The organism is Flavobacterium sp. DSP2-3-1, assembly GCF_049896865.1.
In the GTDB taxonomy this organism is placed as follows: Bacteria; Bacteroidota; Bacteroidia; order Flavobacteriales; family Flavobacteriaceae; genus Flavobacterium.
In genome coordinates, this window is sequence record NZ_JAFCVD010000002.1 from 371,186 (window position 1) to 393,833 (window position 22,648).

Consider the following 22,648-nt stretch of genomic DNA (forward strand, 5'->3'; position numbering starts at 1 on the left):
CTTAAATTAGCACTATTATATCCAGATTGAAAAGAACATTAGGGAAAGACTTCAAAGCCAAAGTTGTTTTGGACTCCTTAAAAGAGAAAGATATCAGTGTGGTATTAGCAAAAAAATAAAAGTTGCTGCCCAACCAAATTTCAATGTGGAAGACGGACGCCATACGGAATCTTTCTGCGGTTTTTTCTGCAGAAAAAACGGTCTTCGCCAAAGATGAAATTTCAATAGCGAAACGCTATGCTAGAATGGGTCAGCTAACTTTGGAAAATGACTTTTTAAAAAAAAGTCTGGGTTAGTACCCATCCGTGAGCGAGTGAAAATCGTCGATATTAAAAATAAATTGAGCATTGTCAAACAATGTCGATTATTAGAAATTCATCGTGGCGGTCTTTATTGCAAAGCAAAACAGGAAAGTTTAGAGAACTTGAAAATAATGCAATTACTAGATCAACAGTATTTTAATACTTCATTTTATGGCTGCAGGAAATTGACGTTGTAGCTCAAGGATTTAGGTATTATAATCAATCGCAAACGGGTAAAACGATTGCTTTAAATCATCAATTGGCAAACCATTTATAGAGAACCTTAAACAACAATAAGTGATAAAGAACATAAGAAATACCCTTATTTACTCAAAGGTTTGAAGATTACCCATAAAAATAAAGTGAGGGCAACAGGTAGCACCTATATTCCTATGGCAAAAGGATTTATGTATTTTACTGCGAATATAAATTTGCATACAAGATTTATTTTGAACTGCAGTGTAAGCAACACAATGAGTGCCGATTGGTGTGCCTGAAATTTTCAATACAGACCAAGGAAGTCAATACACCAGTGAGGTTTGCACCAATGTGCTATTAAACAATGAAATAAAAATTTCTATGGACGGTAAAGGACGAGCTATTGACAAAATTTTATAGAAAGATTATTGAGTACAGTCAAATACGAGAATGTATATTTACAAGAATATGCTGACGGAATCAGTCTTTATAAAGGACTTAAAGGGTATTTTGAATTTTATAATACACGGCAACTTCATCAGTCATTAGACTATGGAAAGGCTTATGACAATTATTACAAAAAAAAAGCAGTGGCATAAAATTAAAATAACTTTTTTTGGCTTTTTATAATAGCCAAAAGTTGTCTCCGATTTTAACCAAGATAATAGAATATCAAACTAAAAATCTATCTTAAATCGTGGAGATTTTTGTCTAAAAAATGGGTACGACGTAAAAAGACATATAAAAATTATACAAAATATAAAAAATGTTGAAAATAGTGGTCAAAAAACGGCGTATAATATCTTGAATGCCCTCGTCAGCAAAGTATCCATACTTTACTAAGTTTATATGACAATTTTATTTTTTAGGAGAGCAACATTCAAAGCTAAGTCGAAAAATAGACGCTCCTTATCGTTATAATCTGGCTAGAATATTTTCAATTATAACTTTTTTCTGTCAGCAATAAAAAATAGTTGAATATGTTCGGCATTCAATTCTACGTTGTTAAATTGCATCATAAACATGGCTTTATGCAGTTTTTTGTCTCGGATTTCTTCTTCATACGGATCTATTACTTTTTCAATAGTGTGCACTTTTTCTAAATAATCCTTTTCGCCTGTTTTTTCATACCGTTCATCCAATTGTCAATTCTCAAAAAAAATATCCGGCAAATCAAGATCCGGTTGATCTATATCCAAACGTGTTGCCTTCTCATACAGTTTTTACTTTTTTTATTTTATTTCTTTAGTTATGTATAATAATTTTTTTACTAAAATTTCCTTTAGTGGTTTGGATTTTTGCAATGTATACACCGGCACTTATTTTTTTAATGGGGAGCTGAATGTTGTGTTGTTCTTGATTTTCAATCTTCCAACTAGTGATTGATTGGCCAATTGTGTTAAATAATGAAACTTCTTTAACCATTGCGTCTAATATGTTATTGTTGATTAACAAGGTGTTTGAGTTTTTTAAATAGGCGGTAATGTCATTATTATTAATGGTGTTGTCAGCTATACGTAAGGTTTTATCTGTAAATCGTAATGAAAAACGGGTTTTGTTTTCTCCTTTTGTAAGGTTTGTTTCAAATGCTTCGTTGCGGATATTGTGGTATAGACCGGTCATGTCATCATAAATATAAAAAGCCTGTTCCTTATCAAAGTTTTCTGAACTATCAATCATGAACTTTACTTTTCCTACAGTATCTGTTTTTACACCAATAGGGTAGGAGGCATTTGCATCAAAAAAACCTTCTCCTTCAATTACCAATTGTTCTTCTCTATTCAATAAATACATGTCATTTGGAAAATCATCGTTGATATAGCCGTCATAGCCATCATCGATTCCACTTGTGGCTTTATCATCCATGAAAGCTAATAAAACCTGTCGATGGTAATTATTATTGGAATCAAATCCCAATCGAATTCTTTTAAAAGTATCATTAATTGTTGGATCACTTTCATTTTCTGTTAACTTTTTGCTGTTTTTAACATTGGGGTTAATTTTAAATAGGGTATTGCTTTCAGGATTATCTTCTTTTGCGAATATTCTTTGTCCGTTATTAAAAACAACCTTATTATTTAAACCTGAGTCAGTTTTTCCATATACAAAGAACCCTTGCCCAACAGGGATATACCATTTTGGTATTTTCGTACTCAATCCTTTACCGCTAATTCCACTGGGTGCAACCGCTGCGACCCCTCCTGATAAATTTAGTACGGCAAAACCCCCGAGATAATTGGATAAAACATGTGAATTATTGTCTGATGAATGTTCCCAAAAATATAAAGTCCCATCTACACCAACATCTTGTAATCGATCAACAGAATTTATATTATCACTTATAAATTTTCTAGCATCAATAGCGGATGGATATGGGTTTCCCACAAGTAATAATTGGTCCGCGCTGATGGTATTTGAATCCACCAATCCATTGTTAGGTTTTCCGACAAATGTAAAGTTTGTGACCGCTCCACTTCCTTTTAGGGTGTATCCTTGACCAGCTCGGAGTGGAGTGGTCTCTGTTATTTGTATCCAATTAGCATAGGCTTCAGTATTAGATTCAAATTTATATAACCAATATCGAGCTAAACTTATCGGTGTCCCTGCGTTTCCGGACGCACCATCGTATCCGGAAACCCAGTTAATATTTCTTGGTATAGTATTAAAACCGTCTTTCATAACACCATTAACAGTGTAGTTGTTGTTGATCGTTGCTTGGTTAATAGGGCTTACCGGAGAACTCCAGTAGTTAAAATTGTATTTGTTAGACTGACCTTGCTGGTCTCTTTCAATTGATCCGGTAATGGTTGTTTCCAGATCGCTTTCAATAGTTTGTAACAATTGTGATTTGCCCTGTAAATCTATTTTACCATCCAATTTCAAGTACCAGTCGTTTTGCAATTTGAAGTCATTGCCAATTGTTATCTTTTTATCGGCATTGACAATCATTCCTAAATTAGTTAGATCGGAGGTGGTGTTTACATCATGTTTAACAACGATAATGGAAAATCGACTGTCAACTGCATCCTGACCTCTAATTTGATCCAGTGTAGAACCAACAGCGGTAGCAACATCTCCTGTTTGCTGGGTTATAAATGGCATTGGTGCTTGTTGTATTTTTAGGTTTTTCACATTATAAATTTTAGCTCCGGTTGTCACGTCGATTGCTGCTGTTGTATGATTATCGATTACATTGTCCTTGAAGTTGTCCATTTTGTAATAGCGTTTCAAATTTGCCCAAGGTAGTCCAGTGATGTCTTTTGGGATAATTTCACCCCTAATTTGTCCAACGTTAGCCTTAATTTCCTGATATACCATTTTCTGTAATTGGGAATCAGTTAAGGCAGTGTCGAAAACACGAATTTCATCGATGCTTCCTTTAAAGAATCTGTCGTTTGCTGACGGGTTTTTTCCAATTGTTAAAAGCGAATTGTCCGCTGGTAAGGCACCTGATATTGCAGCGCTATTTATCATTGTTCCGTTTACATAGAGTTTTAGTAAACTGTTGCTGCTATCATAAACGACGGCTACGTGAATCCACTGCATAGTATTAAGTGCAATTGGTGCAGCAATTGTTGTGGCACCAGTAACTGCTTGTAATGTCTTTGTACCGTTTACTTTTAATTGGAACTTATCCTGCCCAACAATGATGCCTTCTGCAGAATAAAGACTATTGAGGTTGATCCAAGCCATCAGGGTAGCATTGGGCAATCCGTTAATCACAGATATATCCTGACCGTAATCATTTCTTCCATCGAATTCAATAAATAATTTGCGTTCTAAATCTCTTGGAGAACCAAAATAGGAAGTATTAGTATCAAAAGCATCTAAAATGCCATCGTTGTCAAGATCGGTGTTGTAGCCCGCAGCACCAATGATACCGTCATTATTGGTGTCTATATCTTTTGGTAAATAGATTAATTTATTGCTGGTAATATCCCAAATAGTTCCATTGGCTTTTAAATCAAGATAATCAGGTATTCCATTTCCATCGGAGTCTTTTAGATAGGTAGCTGCAGGATAAGTTAGGTTTGCAGTTCCTTGATTTAAATTTCCATATACTCCGGTCGAGTAATCAAAAATGTCTAATATACCGTCTCCAAAACCTTCGTAAATTCCATCCCCATTATTGTCTTTATTTCTAATTTTTTCTGAATCCACGCCCTCTCCCCGTCCGTCTCCTTTTATGTCCCCATCCCCATTAACATAACCTGTGACAGCACCAATACTGCTATTGCCTGCTCCTGATTCATCCACATCAAAAAGGCTGTCATTATCACTGTCTAAATCTAAATAATTTGCAACCGTATCTCCGTCCGAGTTTAATGGGAGTAAGGCAGCTGATGGGGCTGCGCTATCATGTAATCCGTCTCCGTTTGCATCAACCCAAGAGACATCTATTTTTCCTTTACCATTACTTAAATTTCCAAGCCCAGCTTCAATAACATCAGGTATCCCATCATTATCACTGTCTAGATCAAAATAATTAGGTATCGAATCACCATCAGTATCCCCACAAATAGGAACAACAAATAGCTGAACCTTATCCATAAAATTCCCAGTGCCGTTACTACCAGAAGCCGTTCCAAGCACCGTAAAAGTTAAACGGGTTAGTGTTTGTCCACTAGGTACAAGATATCTCCCAGTATATTCTGTCCAGGAAGCATTTGCTGCAGAAACAAAATCTCCTTGACTTATTAAATTGATAATTGATTTAGGTGGTCCAGCTGGCCCAATTAATAATTGCATTACATCTTCAACAGCGCTTCCGGCGTAGCCTGATCGTTTCCGATGGGCAAAAGACCACTGTAATATGTCTCCAGGAGTGGTAACAATATCTTGATAAAAACCTTCATTACCTAAGGCATTTATCTCAGCCCACTGAATTCCTGAAAAAGCCGTGCCTCCTACATCATTTGTCGCCTCTTGTGATTTATGCCATATCTCCAATTGATTGTTAGGGGCGGCACTTTGCCAATCAGGGATGTTACTTGCATCTCCTCTCCAGACCCCTTTTGTTTGAGTTTGATCTGTAGTGCCAGGACTGCCAAAGGTATCTAATGCAGGCGATTTTGTAATATCTCTATCTTCAAAATCGGCATTTAATAACCTAGGCTTTACGAAGTCAGGGCATTCTGTTGTGTCTAAAATACCATCATTATCGTCATCAATATCAACATTATCACGAAAACCATCACCGTCACTGTCAAAAAATGCATCAGCGACCCACGTTACAGTTACTTGGCCTCGAAATCCGTTGCCACCTGTTCTAATGGTACTACCAGAATTACCATTTTGACCGCCGCCGCCGCCGCCACTGAGTGCCGTTGCCGCATTACCGTTTCCACCTGTATTTGAATTTCTTCCTGAAGCACCATTTCCTCCACCATAACTCCCGCCTAGGCCTGCGGTGCCTGCTGAGGCCGGGTTTCCAGCACTTCTGTAACCGGCACCCCCGCCGCCGCCGCCGCTCGTTCCAACAACAGTTGTTGTTGCATTCCCGGTACCTCCCGCACCTCCTATGTAGGTGTGGGACACGGATGTTGTTGTAGCTCCCGAACCATTAATGGGGCTGCTCCCTGTATTAACATTTCCGCCATTTCCACCTCTTGCTACTGCTGTTAAGCCAAATAATGAATCGCCTCCTGCATTTCCATTAGCACCGGATACCCCAGTTCCACCGAGTCCAACGGTAACATTAATGACGGCCAAAGCAGTAACAGTTACGTCAACAATTTTGTTGTAATTACCGCCTCCTCCTCCTCCTCCGGTAGCAAAATTGATATTTGTACATCCACCACCAGCGCCGCCCCCGCCCCAAAGTTGGACCGTTACTTTGCTGACACCAGAGGGTACTGTGAAAGTGCCAGTGCTTGTAAAAGTTCTGGATTGGGTCTGTGAATTCGCGATAAAAGATGACAGAAATATAAACAAACTAAGAGTGTACTTCTTAGTAAAGAGAGTAGTTTTTTTCATATGATTTGGGCAATATTATGAATAACTAATTATAAATATTTGATAAAAATCAACTGTCATCTGTAGGTTAATGGAGCAGTTGATTTAAAATGATATTAATTTGTAATCTATTTGTTATCAAATATATATATATTATTTTAACAAGAATTGTTTACTCGATTAAAAGCGTTTTACATCGATAAAATGCAATTATCGACTAAATTTGTAAGTTTTATTGCATATAAATTAAAAAAAATGCTGTTTTGCAGATGTCGCGCTGTTGTATTGAAAGTTGTCAAGTATATAGATTTTTTTTGTTTAGATATTTATACTGCTCCTTACCATTTTACCTTCTAAAATCGTAATGATTCATCAGCTTACCACTGTTGTAGATGCCTGTTATCGCTTTAACCGGGGCTTTTAATAACTGTCTTAAATTAACTTAAATTATTTATATGTGTGTTGAAAAGCAAAATCAATAAATCTTGACATTAATATTTTACGGTTTTTGTACTAAAAAAGTATTAATTTTATGATAAAACTTAAAGTATCCCTATTTTTTTTAACTGCTACGACTATTTCTTTATCTCCATCGTAATCATTAAAGGATATTTTTTAATATGCGTTTTTTTTTCTCTGTAACACCGAAGGAAAGAGCAAGGTGGTTTGGCAGCTTCTTGCTTTTTATTTTTTGAGCTAGTAGCGCTACAATTTGATGATCCAAGGTTTCAAAATCCAATATTTTTGAAGATATCCTTTGAAATACAATTATTGTAACACTGTAAAAGATGGCTCCCATCATAACAGATTGGTAGGCAGGTATCAACCCCTTTGCGTTGATTTCATTTTTTAAAATGAATTTTTCTGGATTAATTTCTTGTACTGCACGAGTATTAGCAGTAGTTTCTCTGTGCACGGTAGTACAATTGTTTTGCAAGCGGAAAAATAAATTTTAATTAGTTTAGCTAAATCATTGCTGGTATAAAGATTTTTAGATTGGTAAGAAGGTAAACTAATATCTAAAAAAGCAAGGTCCAATGTTTTTTGCTATTAATACATTTTTTGTGATTTTTAAATAGGCTTCTTCGCAGGAATAAGCTGTAATAACATCAATGGGTGTATGATGATAATTATGGTTCGTAAGGATATTTACATACCCATCATTAGTAATGGGATGGAATGGGATGGTCGTTAACTAATAGCAGGTTGTTCTTATCGTTAAATTGTGTTATTTCTAGAACAAGGCATATTCAATTACACATATAATACTTACAAATATTTTTAGATTTTTAACTTTTTTTTTAGGACTTATTCAATAAATTATAAAGACCTGTACCGGTTTTTAAGCATAAATGTCATATTGTTAGGTATTTACAAATTAACCCAACGCAATAATGCATTTTGTAAATTGAACAATAACTTTACGTCACGATTGTTGTAATATTCCTAAAGTATTTTATATCACAACTTTTATACAGTTTGAAATTGCATGTTTTTTAATTGTTCCAGATAATCTCTTTGGTTTGATAGTCTCGGAATTTTGTGTTGCCCACCCAATTTGTCTTTGCATTTTAACCAATCGTAAAACAAATTTTTTCGTGCTACATTGATTATCAACGGATTTAATGTCATGTTGTTGTAGCGTTTCGCTTCGTAATCTGAATTTAGAGATTGTATAGATTCATCTAATGCTTTCTGGAATTGCGATACGTCAGTCGGATTATCTTTAAATTCAATCATCCATTCATGGGCGCCTTTTTCTTTGCCTTCCATAAATATAGGCGCAACCGTATAATCAACTACTTCTGTTTGGGTCAGTTTACACGCTTTGGCAATAGCCTGATCCGTGTTTTCGACCATCAATTCTTCACCAAAAACATTAATGTGATGCTTTGTTCTTCCTGTAACCCGAATTCGATATGGATTCAATGACGTAAACCGAACAGTATCGCCTATCAAATAACGCCACAAACCTGAATTGGTAGTAATTACCAAAGCATAATTTTTGAAAAGTTCCACATCTGCGAGTCGAATTACTTTTTGATTTGGTGTTCCAAAAGTATCCATCGGAATAAATTCATAGAAAATTCCATAATCCAGCATCAACAGTAAATCACTGGAATTATTTAGATCCTGAATGGCAAAAAAGCCTTCAGAAGCATTGTATATTTCGTAATATTGAAACTCCTTTTTCGGAAGTATTTTTTTGTATTGCTCTCGGTACGGTTCAAAATTTACGCCGCCGTGGAAGTACACTTCCAAGTTAGGCCAAAGTTCAAACAAATTTCCCTTTCCGGTTTCTTCCAGCATTTTGTTCATTAAAACTAACATCCAGGAAGGAACTCCGGCAAAACTGGTTACATTTTCGTTTTTTGTTTCGTTGATAATCGCAGCAATTTTGGTCTCCCATTCGCTCATTAGGGAAATCTTGTTGCTTGGCGTACTGCTGAACTCTGCCCAAATGGGCATGTTTTCAATTAATATTGCGGATAAATCTCCAAAAAACGTGTTGTTGTCTTCATAGATTTGCGAGCTTCCGCCTAGACGTAGACTTTTTCCAAGAAACAGTTCTGAATCTTCGTTGTTATTTAAATACAAGCACAACAAATCCTTACTGCCTTTATAATGACAATCTTCCAGGGCTTCGTTGCTTACCGGAATAAATTTACTTTTGGCATTGGTTGTTCCGCTTGATTTGGCGAACCATTTTATAGGTGTTTCCCAAAAAACATTTTGTTCTCCTTTACGGGTTCTTTCAATCAGTGGCTGTAATTCTTCGTATGTTGAAATAGGAATTCTTTCGGCAAAAGTAGCGTAGGAATGTATCGAAGCATACTCATATTCTTTGCCCAGAGCAGTATTTTTAGATGACTGAATTAAATTCATAAGCAATTCTTCCTGAACTTCATTTGGATATTTTAGGAAGAGTTCGATCTGATGGACTCTTTGTTTTAGAACCCAAGAGGCAAACGAATTGATTATGGTTAGCGGCATTTTTAAATTATGAATTATGAATTACGAATTATAACTTTACCAAAAATAACAAAATTTGTTTAACTAAATGTGTTAAACTTGAAACTTTAGATAGAATGACTTACGAAGGTGTACTTAAAAAAATGCAAACCGAATTTGGAAACCCAATTCAATATTACTTGGTTTTTGACAATAGTTTTTTGAATGTGAATCAGTTGTTGAATAAAGAACTGGAAATCAATTTTGTGGGGTACCAATGTTTGAATTGTGGCAAGAAGAAAAAAATATTTCGTCAGGGATTTTGTTATGATTGCTTCTATTCCAGTCCAGCGGTAGGCAATTGGATTATGAAACCAGAGTTAAGCACAGCGCATCTTGGGATTCAGGATCGTGATTTGGCTTATGAAGAAAAAGTACAATTGCAACCGCATATCGTCTATCTGGCTTTGTCGAGCGAAGTCAAAGTAGGAGTGACCAGAACAACACAAATGCCAACGCGTTGGATTGATCAGGGTGCAACCCAAGCGATTTCGATTGTGGAAGTTCCCAATCGATACTTAGCAGGAATTACGGAGGTAGCGCTAAAAAATCATTATGCCGATAAAACTAATTGGAGAAAAATGCTGACAAATAATGTCGAACAAATTGACTTAATCGCGGAACGATTAAAGGTTGAAAATCTTATTCCGACTGAAGTTCAGGAGTATTTCTATTCGCAAAAGAATGATTTATATACGATGCATTATCCTGTAATGCAGTATCCAATTAAAGTAAACAGTTTGAGCTTGGATAAAACACCTCAGTTTCAAGGAAAACTTACCGGAGTAAAAGGGCAATATTTGCTTTTTGAAGATGGAACGGTTTTTAATATTCGTGGTTCAGAAGGGTATAGGGTTACAATTGCGGTTTAAGTAATACAATTTTGGGCGTACCCTTTTTTTAAAATAAAAATTTTAAAAAAAAGGTCAGGCTGTCCGCTGTATCTTTTACTCCGCTGCGCTTCATAAAACGATGCCGCTACCATCCTTAACGCACGTACAGCTACACAACAACATCATGCTGACATAATCACAAACCAGAAACAAATGTTGCTGGCCAAAATAAAGAGGAATTCTATTGCGTAAAATTCCTCTTTATTATATTTTGTAAAGTTGCTTTAGTTTACTTTTATCGTATCGGCCGCTTTTCTTTTCTTGTTAAACAATCCATTTAATAATTCTGTAGCCTTAGCTTTTACCTCTTCTTTTGTTGCGGGAGTAGCCGTTTTTGTCGTATCTCCAGGTTTTTTGTTTTTATTAATATAATCCGTCAAAGCCGACGTTCCTTGTTTTACTAGTCTGTCTTTTTGTTGGTTTACTAATTGAGTAGTCAATTTAGTCACCGCACTATTGATGTCGGTTGTAATTTTTGGATTCGTAAAATTACCCACTAATACGGCATTTATCGGAAAGCTCTCTAATTTTGCCGCGTCGGCAGCAGATAATTTTGCTATTAAAGCATTCGCTTCTGACCCCAAATATTTAGCGGGAACATCAAATTTCAGATTGTAATTCATGCTTTGGTCAAAACCATGCGTTCCTCCAATAGTCGCTTTAATGTCTTTGTACTTGATATCAAATGGTTTTACATTTACTTTTCCATCTTTGAACGTGATTGCCGCTTTCAAATCATTCAAATTGATTTTACTTACGTCAATAAATTTCAAATTAGCACCTAAAGCGGTCAGTAAAGTCGAATTGCTTGAATTGACTGTTATTGAAAGCAGTTGCCCTAATAAATCTCCGGTTAGCGTTGCCAAGTTTGGAGTCAATTGTGTTGCATCAAGATTTCCATTCAATTTGATGCTTGAATTTAATTTTCCATTGATTATTCCGGCGATTGGTGCAATTTTTTTCAGCATATTTAATTGGGTGAACGATTGTGCAATATCTACTTGATTTAGTTTTAAATCCATATTGAATACCGGCGTTTTTCCTTTTGTGGAAACAGCACCATTTACGCCAATTGTACCTCCAAAAATCGATGTTTTTACATTTTCTAAAGTCACTTTTTCGTCTTTCACGATCAGTTTTCCCGAAACATCCTTCAGAGTCAGATTATCATACAGAACCGTAGTTGCTTTTGCGGTAAGCGTACAATTTAAAAAAGCAGGAATCTTCATTGCGTCTGCTTTTTTAGTTGCTGTTTTAGTCCCAGCTTTAGTAGTTTCACCAGTTGTCATAAAATCATCAACGGCTAATTGTTTAGAATTCATGTTGAAGTTTCCCTTCAATTCTTGGTTTCTAAATATAAAACCGTAAAAATTCTCTAAAACTCCCGTTACACTAATGTCACTTTTTCCTGTGGTTGCGTTCAACTCTTTCAAATTGACCTGATTGGGATTAAATTGAACCAGCGCATTGCTGATATTCATTGTTTTTCCGTTTTTATCCACGTAGTTGAAACCAGACAAACTCATCGTTCCTGCATTGTTAATATTTTGATACTGGCTTTTTTCCACCGATTCCATATCAAATTTAGTAGTGACATTAGCATTTAAAATCCCCGACAATGGTTTGTATAACTTTATAGGATAGGCCTTGGAAAGACTGGCTAAATTGATAGTTCCTTTTAAAGTGGCATCAACAATTGCATTTTGTGTTATGTTGCGGATGTTGGCTTTAGCATTGAATACATCTTGGTCAATTTTGAAAGAGAGCTTATCCAAATTGATATACGTGTCATTTAGAATTCCTGTTTCGTTGATAATTTTAGTGTCAATAATGATATTTTGAACTGTTTTCGGTAAGTTAGGATACTTAAAGGAAGCGTTATTCGATGTGATTTCAACATTAAATTTCGGTACCGTTGTAGTAGTATAGAAGCCTTTTGCAAAACCCATTACAGTAAAATCTCCGGTTGTTTTTACGTTGTTCAAACTCGCGGCATACGCTGCGGGGATAATTCCCAAGAAATTCTTGAAAGAAGAAGTAGGCGTTTTAAATTTCAAATCGTATTCCTGTCCAGCTTCGACCATTTGAATAAAACCATTAAATTCCAGCGGCAAATGATTGATTAACGCTTTATTTTCTTTGAAGGTGTATTTACTTTTTTCTAAATCAATTCCTAAAACTGCGTCCAGCGTCAAGGCAATATCTTTCATGTAATTGATTTTGTCGATGTCCAACGTAATTTTAGCAGTTGACTTGGTAACTAAATCCAGTTTTTGTGCTGCAAAATCTCCTATACCTCCATGATTAATGCTGTCAATAACCATTTTGATTTTAGATTTTTCGTCAAAGTAGCGAAACTTATAATTCTCAATGTTGTAATTCTCAATCTTCAATGATAAAGATTCGCTTTTGCCGCCCTTTTCATTTTCTTTATTTTTTTTTGCGATGTCGTAATTTCCGATTCCATCTTTATTGAAAATGATATTGATTAATCCATTTTTTGAAGTAATTCCATCAATATTGATGGCTTCCTCTTTGCCTTTGAATAATTCTTTGATGGACATTTTCAGATCCACTTCGCCCAATGAAACTAAAGTATCTCCTTCAAAAGGTGCTTTGTTTATAATTATTAATTGATCCAGCGAAACATTCGCACTGGGAAAACTTTTAATTAAACTTAAATCCACATCCGAAAAAGTAACTTTTGCATCCACTTTTTCATTGATAGCTTCGGCAATTTTAGCTTTTATTTGATCTTCAAAAAAATAAGGAATAGCAAATAATGCTACAAAGAATAGGATAATCAGGACTCCAATAATTTTTAAAATTGTTTTTAGCATAATTTGATTCTCTTTAGATTTATAAACTCAGCAAAAATGATGCCCGCTCTCGATAGAAATAATGGTTTATGATTAAGAAAAAAGTATTCATTGCACTAGTAGCGTTATGTATGCTTTTAATGTGCATTCTTGATTTAAAAAAAAATCCGTTCAAATGATCATTTAAACGGATTTTCATCAGGTATTTTTAAAAATTAATTGATATTAATTTCAAACGGCATGATGGCTTGGATTCCTTTTCGTGCTTGCAGTTTTTTTATTTCCTGCATAAGACGATAATTTTCTTCCCCAATTTCTTCTTTTATGAAATCAGCTTTCGATTTTGCAAAAGGAAGATTAGCTAACAGATCATCAAAATTCTTTTCATATTCTGGATAATTTTGAGTGTTGTAACTTTTTACTTTTGCCAAAGAAGCTGCTTTTGCAATCGCATCATCTAAACCTCCAATTTTATCTACAAGTCCAATTTTTAATGCTTCTGCACCAGTCCAAACTCTGCCTTGAGCAATAGCATCAACTTGAGCAAATGTCATTTTTCGACCTTGAGCTACATGTGTCACAAAAGTTTTGTAAATGTGCTCCACACCTTCTAATGTAACGGCTTTAAATTTCTCATCGATTGGCACAAATGGACTGTAATTAGCGGAATTTTCATGTGTTTTAACTTGTTCCGTGTAGATTCCTATTTTAGTAGCCAATGGTGTAAAGTTTGGTAATATTCCAAAAACACCAATAGAACCTGTTATTGTATTTTCTTCGGCAAAAATAGTGTTGGCATTACAAGCGATGTAGTATCCGCCCGAAGCCGCATAATTCCCCATAGAAACTACTACGGGTTTTACTTTTTTAGTCAGTTCAATTTCTCTCCAAATCAAATCAGAGGTCAAAGCGCTTCCACCCGGACTGTCAATGCGAAGTACAATCGCTTTTATATCTTTGTTTTTTCTGGCTTCTTGCAACGAGCGTCGCATAGAACCTTCTCCAATAACGTTTACATCACCTTCGCCTCCCAGAATTTCTCCTTGAGCATAAATAATGGCAATTTCGTCTTTACTATCGAAATTTTGCGATGTAGTAGCTACTTTTTGAGCATAATCTACAACAGATACTTTATTGTAATCTTCGTCATTGCCTACTTTAAGCGCTTTTTTTATCGCTTTATGATACACGTCTTCATAAGCAATGATGTCAACTAATTTTTGGGATTTTGCCATTTCTGGAGTTCGGGCAAGAAGTCCGTTTGCAATTTGATTCAATTTGGCCACAGATATATTTCTGCTTTTGGAAATGTCAGCGGTGATGGAACTCCAAACTGAATTTAACAAGGCGGTAGTTTGTTCTCTGTTGGCATCGCTCATTTTGTTTTCTAAAAATGGCTCAACGGCACTTTTGTATTTTCCATGACGTATTACTTCCATTTTCAATCCTGATTTTTCCTGAAAGTCTTTAAAAAACATAATTTCAGAGGACAATCCCTTGAAATCCATTTCTCCAACGGGATTTATATATATTGGATTGGCAACGGAATTTAGGTAATATTCTTTCTGAGAATACGAATTGGCATAAGCCATAACGAATTTCCCAGATTTTTTAAAGCTCTCCAACGCATCTCTTAAAGCTTTGCTTTGCGCCATTCCTAATGACGAAGCATTGTTTAATATAGAAATACCTCTTATGTCATTGTCCGTTTTGGCTTCTTCAATGGCATTAATAATGTCTGACAGACCTACTTTTTTGTTTTCTGAAAAGATAGTCATCCACGGATCTTTATATTTTCCGGCGTAATCATTTCTTATGTCTTCCAAATCCAATTCGATAACCGAATTGCTTTTTACCGTTACACCTTCAGATTCACCTCCAAATATAGCTCCTATGAGGATGACTCCAAAAAAGAATAACATGAAAAAAACAAAAATACCTACAAGTGTCGCTAATACATTCCCTAAAAATTTCATAATTATATTTTTTTAATATGTCGCAAAAAACGCAGAAATGTTACAAACAATTAGTTAGAATTTCTAAGTTTAATTATCAACACAGGATGCAAATATATTGCTAATTCTAAAATTCTTTTAGTTAATTTGCACCCAATTATGAAATCACAACATCAGGTCATTTTATCGATAGGAAGCAATCAAGGCAATCGTTTGGAAAACATCGAGCGTTGTTTAAAATTGATACATCAAGAAATTGGCACTGTAATCAAAGTTTCCAGATTATATGAGTCTCCGGCTTGGGGTTTTGAAAGTGATGCTTTTTATAATTGTGCGCTGGTTTTACACACATTTACGTCAGAACATAAAATTCTGGCTCAAGTTTTAAAAATCGAAAAGCGTTTGGGTCGCTTGCGAAATAAAAATCATGAATACCAATCGCGTACGATTGACATTGATTTAATTGCTTTCGATTCAGAAATTATTGCTTCCGAAAAACTCCAAATTCCGCATCCGTTAATGCAAAATAGGAATTTTGTTTTGCTACCAATTCAGGATTTAAATTTAGATTGGAAACATCCCATTCTTCAAAAAAATATTCCGGAATTATTGGTGTTGTCGCCGGATGAAAGTATTTGTACAATTGTTCAGAATTTGGTAAATCCATTGCAGAGTATTCCGTTGGAGCAATTTAATTATGTTGCTTTTGAAGGGAATATTGGTGCGGGAAAAACAACGTTGGCTACAAAAATTTCCGAGGATTTTAATGCAAAAACAGTATTGGAACGTTTTGCCGACAATCCATTTTTACCCAAATTTTACAAAGATCAAAATCGATATGCGTTTCCACTTGAAATGTCATTTTTGGCTGACCGATACCAGCAATTATCAGATGATTTGGCGCAATTTGATTTGTTCAAAGACTTTCTGGTTGCCGATTACCATATTTTTAAGTCGTTGATTTTTGCCAAAATAACTTTGGCCGAAGACGAATATCGTTTGTACCGCAACTTGTTTGATATTATTTATAGAGAAATGCCAAAACCAGATTTGTATATTTATTTGTATCAAAATTCAGAAAGGTTGCTACAAAATATTAAGAAACGCGGCAGAAGCTACGAACAAAAAATTCCAGCCGAATATTTGGACAAAATCAATAGCGGTTATTTGGATTATATTAAATCACAAACCGATTTGAATGTTCTGATTATTGATGTTTCTGATAGGGATTTTGTAAAAAATCAAGAAGATTATCTTTATATTTTAGATGAAATTCAAAAGAAGATTAAGTTTTAGAATTTGAAGTTTTATAAATTATCTTTTGAGGGAAAAATGACCTCTTTTTTCAGGACTTCCCGCATCAATTTTTAATACATACCAATAATCCGAAGCGGGTAATAGTTTCTTATTAAAAGTTCCGTCCCAAGAGGGTTTAGCTGCGTTTAATTTCGTGATTAAGTTACCATACCGATTAAAAATGGTTACTTCTGCCTCAGGATAATTTATCAACCCTTTTATTTCCCATACATCATTGTATGAATCGTTGTTTGGCGTAAAAAACTTTGGAGCTATCAGTATAGTAAATACTGCACTATCAATTCCGCATAAATTTATTTCTCTTGCATACGCGGTTTGCAAACCGCTCGTTACATTAAAAAACACATTCGAACTTTGATAATTGATTCCGTCGACAGAAAATTCAAAATAGTCTTTTGTATTTTTTAAATAAATTACAACCGTAGTTTCGTTGACGTCGATTCTGTCGATCTCCGGAGTATCATGTTCAACTACAGTGATTTTTTTGGTACTGCTACAGTTGGCACTATTTGTTATTTTTACATTATAAGTATTGGGAGTTGTAACCTGAATTGTCTTTGTGGTTTCACCGGTGGACCATGAATAAGTCATGTTAGGGATTACTGCATCAAGAGTTAAGCTGCCAGATTTACAAAGTATTAATTCTTGGTCAGTAACTGCCGGAGAATCGTAAATTATAATGTCAACAGCAACTCGATTCCCATTAGTACATCCGTCATTTACGGCTTCTGCGTAATAGGTTGTGTTTTGAGTACTATTTGGAACATCTAAACTTGTTCCAGTTCCTAGAATTGCACCGCCGGTTAAACTTGAATACCAGTTTATATTTCCGGTATCAGTGGTTGATTGAAGTGTTACAGCTCCTGCTCCACATCTTGAAACTGTCGCATTGGTTGATGTTATGGTAGGAATTTTGTTTATGGTGGCTGTAACTGCAGTTCTGTTTGTGGGGCAGCCGGCATCAACATAATAGGTTTTTGTTGTGTTTAAAAAAGGGGTATTGTACGTGTTGCCAGTGTATAAAAAGTTCCCACCGCTTGCCGCGTCATACCAATTTACGGTTCCGCCAAAGGCAGATGCTTGAAGTGTAACAATCCCTGAGTTACATCTTGACGCAGGAGTTGTTGATATTATTTGAGGAATTGTTATAATGGTGCTCGCTGAGATTTCAAGAGTTGGGTCATTCGGCATACCGCCGTATTCCACAATATATCCTTTGGGTTGATAATTTCCGTTTGCATCGCCATTTAATTGTAAATCATTCCAAGATCCCGGTGTTCCAGCACCTGGTGCAGTTATGTGAGCATAGTGTTCTACACCGTTGCTATTGTTTGGTTCTCCAATATTCCAAAAAGAAAAAGTAGGACTTGATCCATTGATGGCTCCATTCCAAAACGTCACTCTGTCAACTGCTGGTCCCGTTACCCATTTCCAAACACCTTCTGTTTCTGTATCGCTACCACCAATCCATCCCGCACCAGGAGCTTGTTTTCCTGCTAATTGTGCTTCATCAGCGGCCGTGATTGTTGCTAAATATCCTTGAAGTCCAAAATACACACTCGTTTCAGCTGCTGCTTTTGCCGAATTCCAATTAATTCCTAGATTTGAAATATATTGATAATAATGACCATTTCTGGGTAAGTAGTTAGCTTGTCCAAGAGTGATTGAAAAGTTTCTGGTGCCAGATGGAGTAGCCGAAGAATTACTGAAAGCAACATCTTTGATGGCTTTTACAAAGTCAGTATATAGTACTTTAGTTCCCGGAATTATATTGGATAATTTTAGTTTTCCTTCAAGAGGAGCCCATTCTGAGGCAATATTGGGGTGGAGTGCAAGATTGTTTAATCTAAGTTCGTCTTGCCCATTAATATAACCTGATGAAATTTGAATGTAGATTTCTTCAGTTCCGGTGTCAGTGGCATTTGCACCAGTTATATTTACGTCTGTCACTATTTTTAGTGCAGTTTGTGGGCAGTAATTTTGATTGCCGGTGGCGGTGATTCTTGGAGCATTAGCTGTAATAGATGATTTTAATATTTCTTGTGGAGTGATAAAGCAGTTTTTATCACAGTCACAAAAGGGAATGGCAGAATAAGTAGCCATTGGTGCAAATAATAAAAAAGCTATTGTTATTATCAAGAAAGTACTATTTCTCATACGATACAGTATTGCGGTCCCTATTTTTTTTAAAATCTTTTATTTCGGCCAATTCATTTTTTGAAATAAATCCCAAACCACAATTCCTGCACTTACGGAAATATTTAAAGAATGTTTGGTGCCTAATTGTGGAATTTCGATACATCCATCACACAATGCAACTGCTTCCTGAGAAACACCATAAACTTCGTTTCCAAAAACTAAAGCATATTTCTCTCCTTTTACAACTTCAAAATTTTGAAGAAAAACGGCACTTTCTACTTGTTCTATGGCCAGAGTCATTATATCTTCCGCTTTTAATTTTTCGATAACTTCAAGAACATTTTCCTGATGTTCCCAAGTCACTGTTTCTGTTGCGCCAAGTGCTGTTTTATGAATTTCCTTGTTGGGAGGTGTGGCTGTAATTCCACACAAATATATTTTTTCAATTAGAAACGCATCGGCAGTTCTAAAAACAGAGCCAATATTATGTAAACTTCTAATATCATCTAATACCAAAATAAGTGGTGTTTTTTCAGATTTTTTAAAAGCTTCAATGGATTTTCGTTCCAGTTCGCTGTTTTCAAGCTTTCTCATACTTTGTAAATTATTCAAAAAAAAAGCTTCCGAAGTTAATGGAAGCTTTTTTGTGTATTTAATTATAATTTAGCTTTTCGATGCGTCAGCAGCTAAAACATTTCCTTTTATTGTAAGTGTTTTACTTGGTACAACTGCATTAGTTGTCAAGGTAACTGTTTTTGTAAATGCCTGACCCGCTCTTGACGTGTCATATTTTACTCCAATAACACCTTTTGCACCTGGAGCAATTGGCTCTTTTGGATACGTTGGTACAGTACAACCACAAGAACCTTGAGCATTAGTTATGATCAATGGCTTGTTACCGTTGTTAGTAAACACAAATTCACGACGACCGTCAGAGTTGTATGCAACATTACCGTAGTCAATAGTTTCTGTAACGAAAACCATTCCAGCACCATTTACTTTAGCAGTGGCGGCTTTAGTATTTGTTGCTTTTAATTTTTTTGATGTTTCCTGCGCATTAGAAGTAGTAACTCCTAAAACAACTAGCATGGCTAGAGCAATTATTTTTTTCATGTGTGTTTAATTTTAAAAAGATTTACAAATCTATATAAAAATTAGAATCTACGCCTTAATTTTTTCTTAAAAAAATAGTTTAATTTTTTGAAGTGGTAACATATTTATTTAAAAATCGATAAATTCGCCCAATATTTTTAATTTTTCAAACAGTAAACCATTGGCATCTAAAGATAAAATAGTTAAGGAGACACCGTTAATGAAACAATACAATGAGATTAAAAGGAAGTATCCTGATGCTTGTCTTTTGTTTCGTGTGGGCGATTTTTATGAGACATTTGGAGAAGATGCTGTACGTGCTTCTAAAATATTAGGAATTGTATTAACCAAGCGTGGAGCGGGTTCTGAGACAGAAACTGCCCTTGCCGGTTTTCCGCATCACTCGTTGAATACGTATTTGCCCAAATTAGTCAAAGCAGGTCTTCGTGTGGCAATTTGTGATCAGCTTGAAGATCCAAAAATGACTAAAACCATCGTAAAACGTGGTGTTACAGAACTGGTAACTCCAGGGGTTTCCATGAACGATGAGGTTTTGCAGTCGAAAACTAATAATTTCTTGGCTTCCATTTATTTTGCCAATAAATCTATAGGAATTTCCTTTCTGGATGTTTCCACCGGAGAATTTTTAACGGCGCAAGGGAACGCCGAATATATTGATAAGTTGTTGCAGAATTTTAATCCCAGTGAAGTTCTGATTCCAAAAAATAATAAGAGTGATTTCCGGGAAATTTTCGGAGACGATTATCACAGTTTTTATCTGGAGGATTGGATTTATAAAGAAGATTACGCATTCGAAACCTTAACTAAGCATTTTCAGACGATTTCGTTGAAAGGCTTTGGAATCGAAGAATTGAAAGAAGGAATTATTGCCTCGGGAGCCATTTTGTATTATTTGTCGGAAACACAACACAATAAAGTTCAACATATCACAGCGATTCAGCGTATTGCAGAAGATGCTTACGTTTGGATGGACCGTTTTACCATTCGCAACCTGGAGTTATATCACAGTTACAATCCAAACGCGGTTACGCTGCTGGATGTTATTGATAAAACGCTTTCGCCAATGGGTGGTCGTTTGCTGAAACGTTGGCTCGCGTTACCATTAAAAGACAGTCAAAAAATTCAGAGTCGGCACCAAGTGGTTTCATATTTAAAAGAGAACCAAAGCGTTCTGAAAAACATTCAAAATCAAATCAAGCAAATTTCTGACTTAGAACGTTTAATTTCGAAAATTGCAGCTGGAAAAGTATCGCCTCGCGAAGTGGTTTATCTAAAAGAATCGTTAGATGCGATTATTCCGATAAAAACTCTGGCATTAGAAAGTCCGCAAGAAGCAGTAAAAGTTATTGGAGACAGTTTGCACAGTTGTGAATTGCTTCGGGAGAAAATAAAAACGGTTTTAAATCAAGATGCGCCTGTGGCTATAGCCAAAGGAAATGCGATTGCCAAGGGAATCAATGCCGAATTAGATGATTTACGAGCGATATCTACTTCCGGGAAGGAATTCTTGGAAGGAATTGAGAAACGAGAATCACAACTAACGGGAATATCCTCTTTGAAAATTTCCTTTAATAATGTTTTTGGATATTACATTGAAGTTAGGAATATGCACAAGGATAAAGTGCCGACTGAATGGATTCGAAAACAAACCTTAGTCAATGCAGAACGCTATATCACTGAGGAATTAAAAGAATACGAAACTAAAATCCTGGGTGCCGAAGAGAAAATTCATAAAATAGAAGTAGAGTTATTCGAACAATTAGTCAATTGGATTGCAACGTATATTAAACCCGTTCAAATGAACGCTAATCTGATAGCCCAGTTGGATTGTTTGTGTTCTTTTACCCAATTGGCGATCGAAAATAAATATGTTTGTCCAGAACTCGACGAAACATTCGAATTGGAAATCAAAAACGGAAGGCATCCTGTTATCGAAAAACAATTGCCGGTTGGCATGCCTTATATTGCCAATGATGTGTTCTTGGATCGTGAAACGCAGCAATTGATTATGATTACGGGTCCGAATATGTCTGGAAAGTCAGCTATTTTGCGTCAAACCGCATTAATTGTGCTCTTGTGTCAAATGGGAAGTTTTGTTCCTGCTGATAGCGTGAGAATGGGAATTGTCGATAAAATATTTACCAGAGTGGGAGCCAGTGATAATATTTCGATGGGAGAATCTACTTTTATGGTTGAAATGAATGAAACGGCCTCGATCTTGAACAATATTTCCGATAGGAGTTTGGTGCTGTTAGACGAAATTGGTAGAGGAACGAGTACGTACGACGGAATTTCAATCGCTTGGGCCATTGCGGAATTCTTACATGAACATCCTTCAAAACCCAAAACATTATTCGCAACGCATTATCATGAGCTGAATGAAATGAGTGAATCGCTACCAAGAATTCAGAATTATAATGTGGCTGTCAAAGAATTGAAAGATACGGTGCTTTTTATTCGAAAATTGGTAAAAGGAGGAAGTGCCCATAGTTTTGGAATACATGTGGCAAAAATGGCTGGAATGCCTCAAATCGTCATTTTGAAAGCGCAAAAGCTTTTGAAAAAATTAGAAAAGAGCCATTCCAGTGATGCGCTGAACGGAATTAAAGCTGCAAAGGATGGCTCGAGCCTGAAAGGCGAACAGGCGGAGCAAATGCAAATGAGTTTCTTTAATCTTGATGATCCTTTATTGGAGGAAATCAAAGAAGAGATCTTAAATCTGGATATCAATACCATTACACCTATGGAAGCTTTGATGAAATTGAATGAGATTAAAAGAATGTTGACCAGAAAATAGTTTATTTTGTTTTAAAGTTGAGGTTATCAGAACATTAACTTTAATCTGCGATTTTTTTGTAAAAAAGGCTTGTATAATTCAATAAATGTCCTAGATTTGCATCCGCAATACAGAACAAGTATCGCGGTCCGTTCTAAAAATTGAAAAT

13 protein-coding genes are annotated in these 22,648 nt (G+C 35.7%); 4 read left to right on the forward strand and 9 right to left on the reverse strand.

Annotated elements, in window-relative coordinates; all coding sequences use genetic code 11:
• Positions 1-928: 928 nt before the first annotated feature.
• The gene (locus tag ACP7AT_RS03865; protein ID WP_426063033.1) at positions 929-1,099 is read left to right on the forward strand and encodes a hypothetical protein; all 171 of its coding nucleotides are present in this window, start codon (positions 929-931) and stop codon (positions 1,097-1,099) included.
• Between the two features lie 342 nt (positions 1,100-1,441).
• Here the strand turns inward: ACP7AT_RS03865 and ACP7AT_RS03870 are convergent, their stop codons facing one another.
• From ACP7AT_RS03870 to ACP7AT_RS03885, 4 genes are all read right to left on the reverse strand, one after another.
• Positions 1,442-1,642 (reverse strand): hypothetical protein, encoded by a 201-nt coding sequence (locus ACP7AT_RS03870; RefSeq protein ID WP_426063034.1) that lies wholly within the window; start codon positions 1,640-1,642, stop codon positions 1,442-1,444.
• 103 nt (positions 1,643-1,745) lie between these two features.
• Positions 1,746-6,476 (reverse strand): LamG-like jellyroll fold domain-containing protein, encoded by a 4,731-nt coding sequence (locus tag ACP7AT_RS03875; protein WP_426063035.1) that lies wholly within the window; start codon positions 6,474-6,476, stop codon positions 1,746-1,748.
• A gap of 580 nt (positions 6,477-7,056) precedes the next feature.
• On the reverse strand, positions 7,057-7,371 hold the full coding sequence (locus tag ACP7AT_RS03880) for a hypothetical protein (protein WP_426063036.1): 315 nt from the start codon (positions 7,369-7,371) through the stop codon (positions 7,057-7,059).
• A gap of 554 nt (positions 7,372-7,925) precedes the next feature.
• The gene (locus ACP7AT_RS03885) at positions 7,926-9,449 is read right to left on the reverse strand and encodes a GH3 auxin-responsive promoter family protein (RefSeq protein ID WP_426063037.1); all 1,524 of its coding nucleotides are present in this window, start codon (positions 9,447-9,449) and stop codon (positions 7,926-7,928) included.
• Between the two features lie 95 nt (positions 9,450-9,544).
• Between ACP7AT_RS03885 and ACP7AT_RS03890 the strand changes: the two genes are divergently transcribed.
• Positions 9,545-10,339 carry a DUF2797 domain-containing protein gene (locus tag ACP7AT_RS03890; RefSeq protein ID WP_426063038.1) on the forward strand — a complete coding sequence of 265 codons (795 nt, stop codon included), beginning with the start codon at positions 9,545-9,547 and terminating at the stop codon, positions 10,337-10,339.
• Between the two features lie 245 nt (positions 10,340-10,584).
• Here ACP7AT_RS03890 and ACP7AT_RS03895 read toward each other — a convergent pair whose 3' ends face one another.
• Positions 10,585-13,200 carry an AsmA-like C-terminal region-containing protein gene (locus tag ACP7AT_RS03895; protein ID WP_426063039.1) on the reverse strand — a complete coding sequence of 872 codons (2,616 nt, stop codon included), beginning with the start codon at positions 13,198-13,200 and terminating at the stop codon, positions 10,585-10,587.
• Positions 13,201-13,394: 194 nt separating this feature from the next.
• Complete coding sequence (gene sppA, locus ACP7AT_RS03900; protein WP_426063040.1) at positions 13,395-15,155, reverse strand: signal peptide peptidase SppA; 1,761 nt, start codon at positions 15,153-15,155, stop codon at positions 13,395-13,397.
• A 138-nt stretch (positions 15,156-15,293) separates the two neighbouring features.
• Between sppA and folK the strand changes: the two genes are divergently transcribed.
• The gene (folK, locus tag ACP7AT_RS03905; protein WP_426063041.1) at positions 15,294-16,430 is read left to right on the forward strand and encodes a 2-amino-4-hydroxy-6-hydroxymethyldihydropteridine diphosphokinase; all 1,137 of its coding nucleotides are present in this window, start codon (positions 15,294-15,296) and stop codon (positions 16,428-16,430) included.
• A gap of 18 nt (positions 16,431-16,448) precedes the next feature.
• Here folK and ACP7AT_RS03910 read toward each other — a convergent pair whose 3' ends face one another.
• The 3 genes from ACP7AT_RS03910 to ACP7AT_RS03920 all read right to left on the reverse strand — a co-directional run bounded on the left by ACP7AT_RS03910 (position 16,449) and on the right by ACP7AT_RS03920 (position 19,703).
• Entirely contained in the window at positions 16,449-18,608 is a 2,160-nt protein-coding gene (locus tag ACP7AT_RS03910; protein WP_426063042.1) for a T9SS type B sorting domain-containing protein, read from the reverse strand.
• Positions 18,609-18,647: 39 nt separating this feature from the next.
• A complete protein-coding gene (locus ACP7AT_RS03915) occupies positions 18,648-19,184 on the reverse strand; it encodes an RNA methyltransferase (RefSeq protein WP_426063043.1) in 537 nt (178 codons plus the stop codon).
• Positions 19,185-19,253: 69 nt separating this feature from the next.
• Positions 19,254-19,703 carry a DUF1573 domain-containing protein gene (locus ACP7AT_RS03920; RefSeq protein ID WP_426063044.1) on the reverse strand — a complete coding sequence of 150 codons (450 nt, stop codon included), beginning with the start codon at positions 19,701-19,703 and terminating at the stop codon, positions 19,254-19,256.
• 160 nt (positions 19,704-19,863) lie between these two features.
• Here ACP7AT_RS03920 and mutS point away from each other — a divergent pair, with 160 nt between their 5' ends.
• The gene (gene mutS, locus ACP7AT_RS03925) at positions 19,864-22,500 is read left to right on the forward strand and encodes a DNA mismatch repair protein MutS (RefSeq protein WP_426063045.1); all 2,637 of its coding nucleotides are present in this window, start codon (positions 19,864-19,866) and stop codon (positions 22,498-22,500) included.
• Positions 22,501-22,648: the final 148 nt, after the last annotated feature.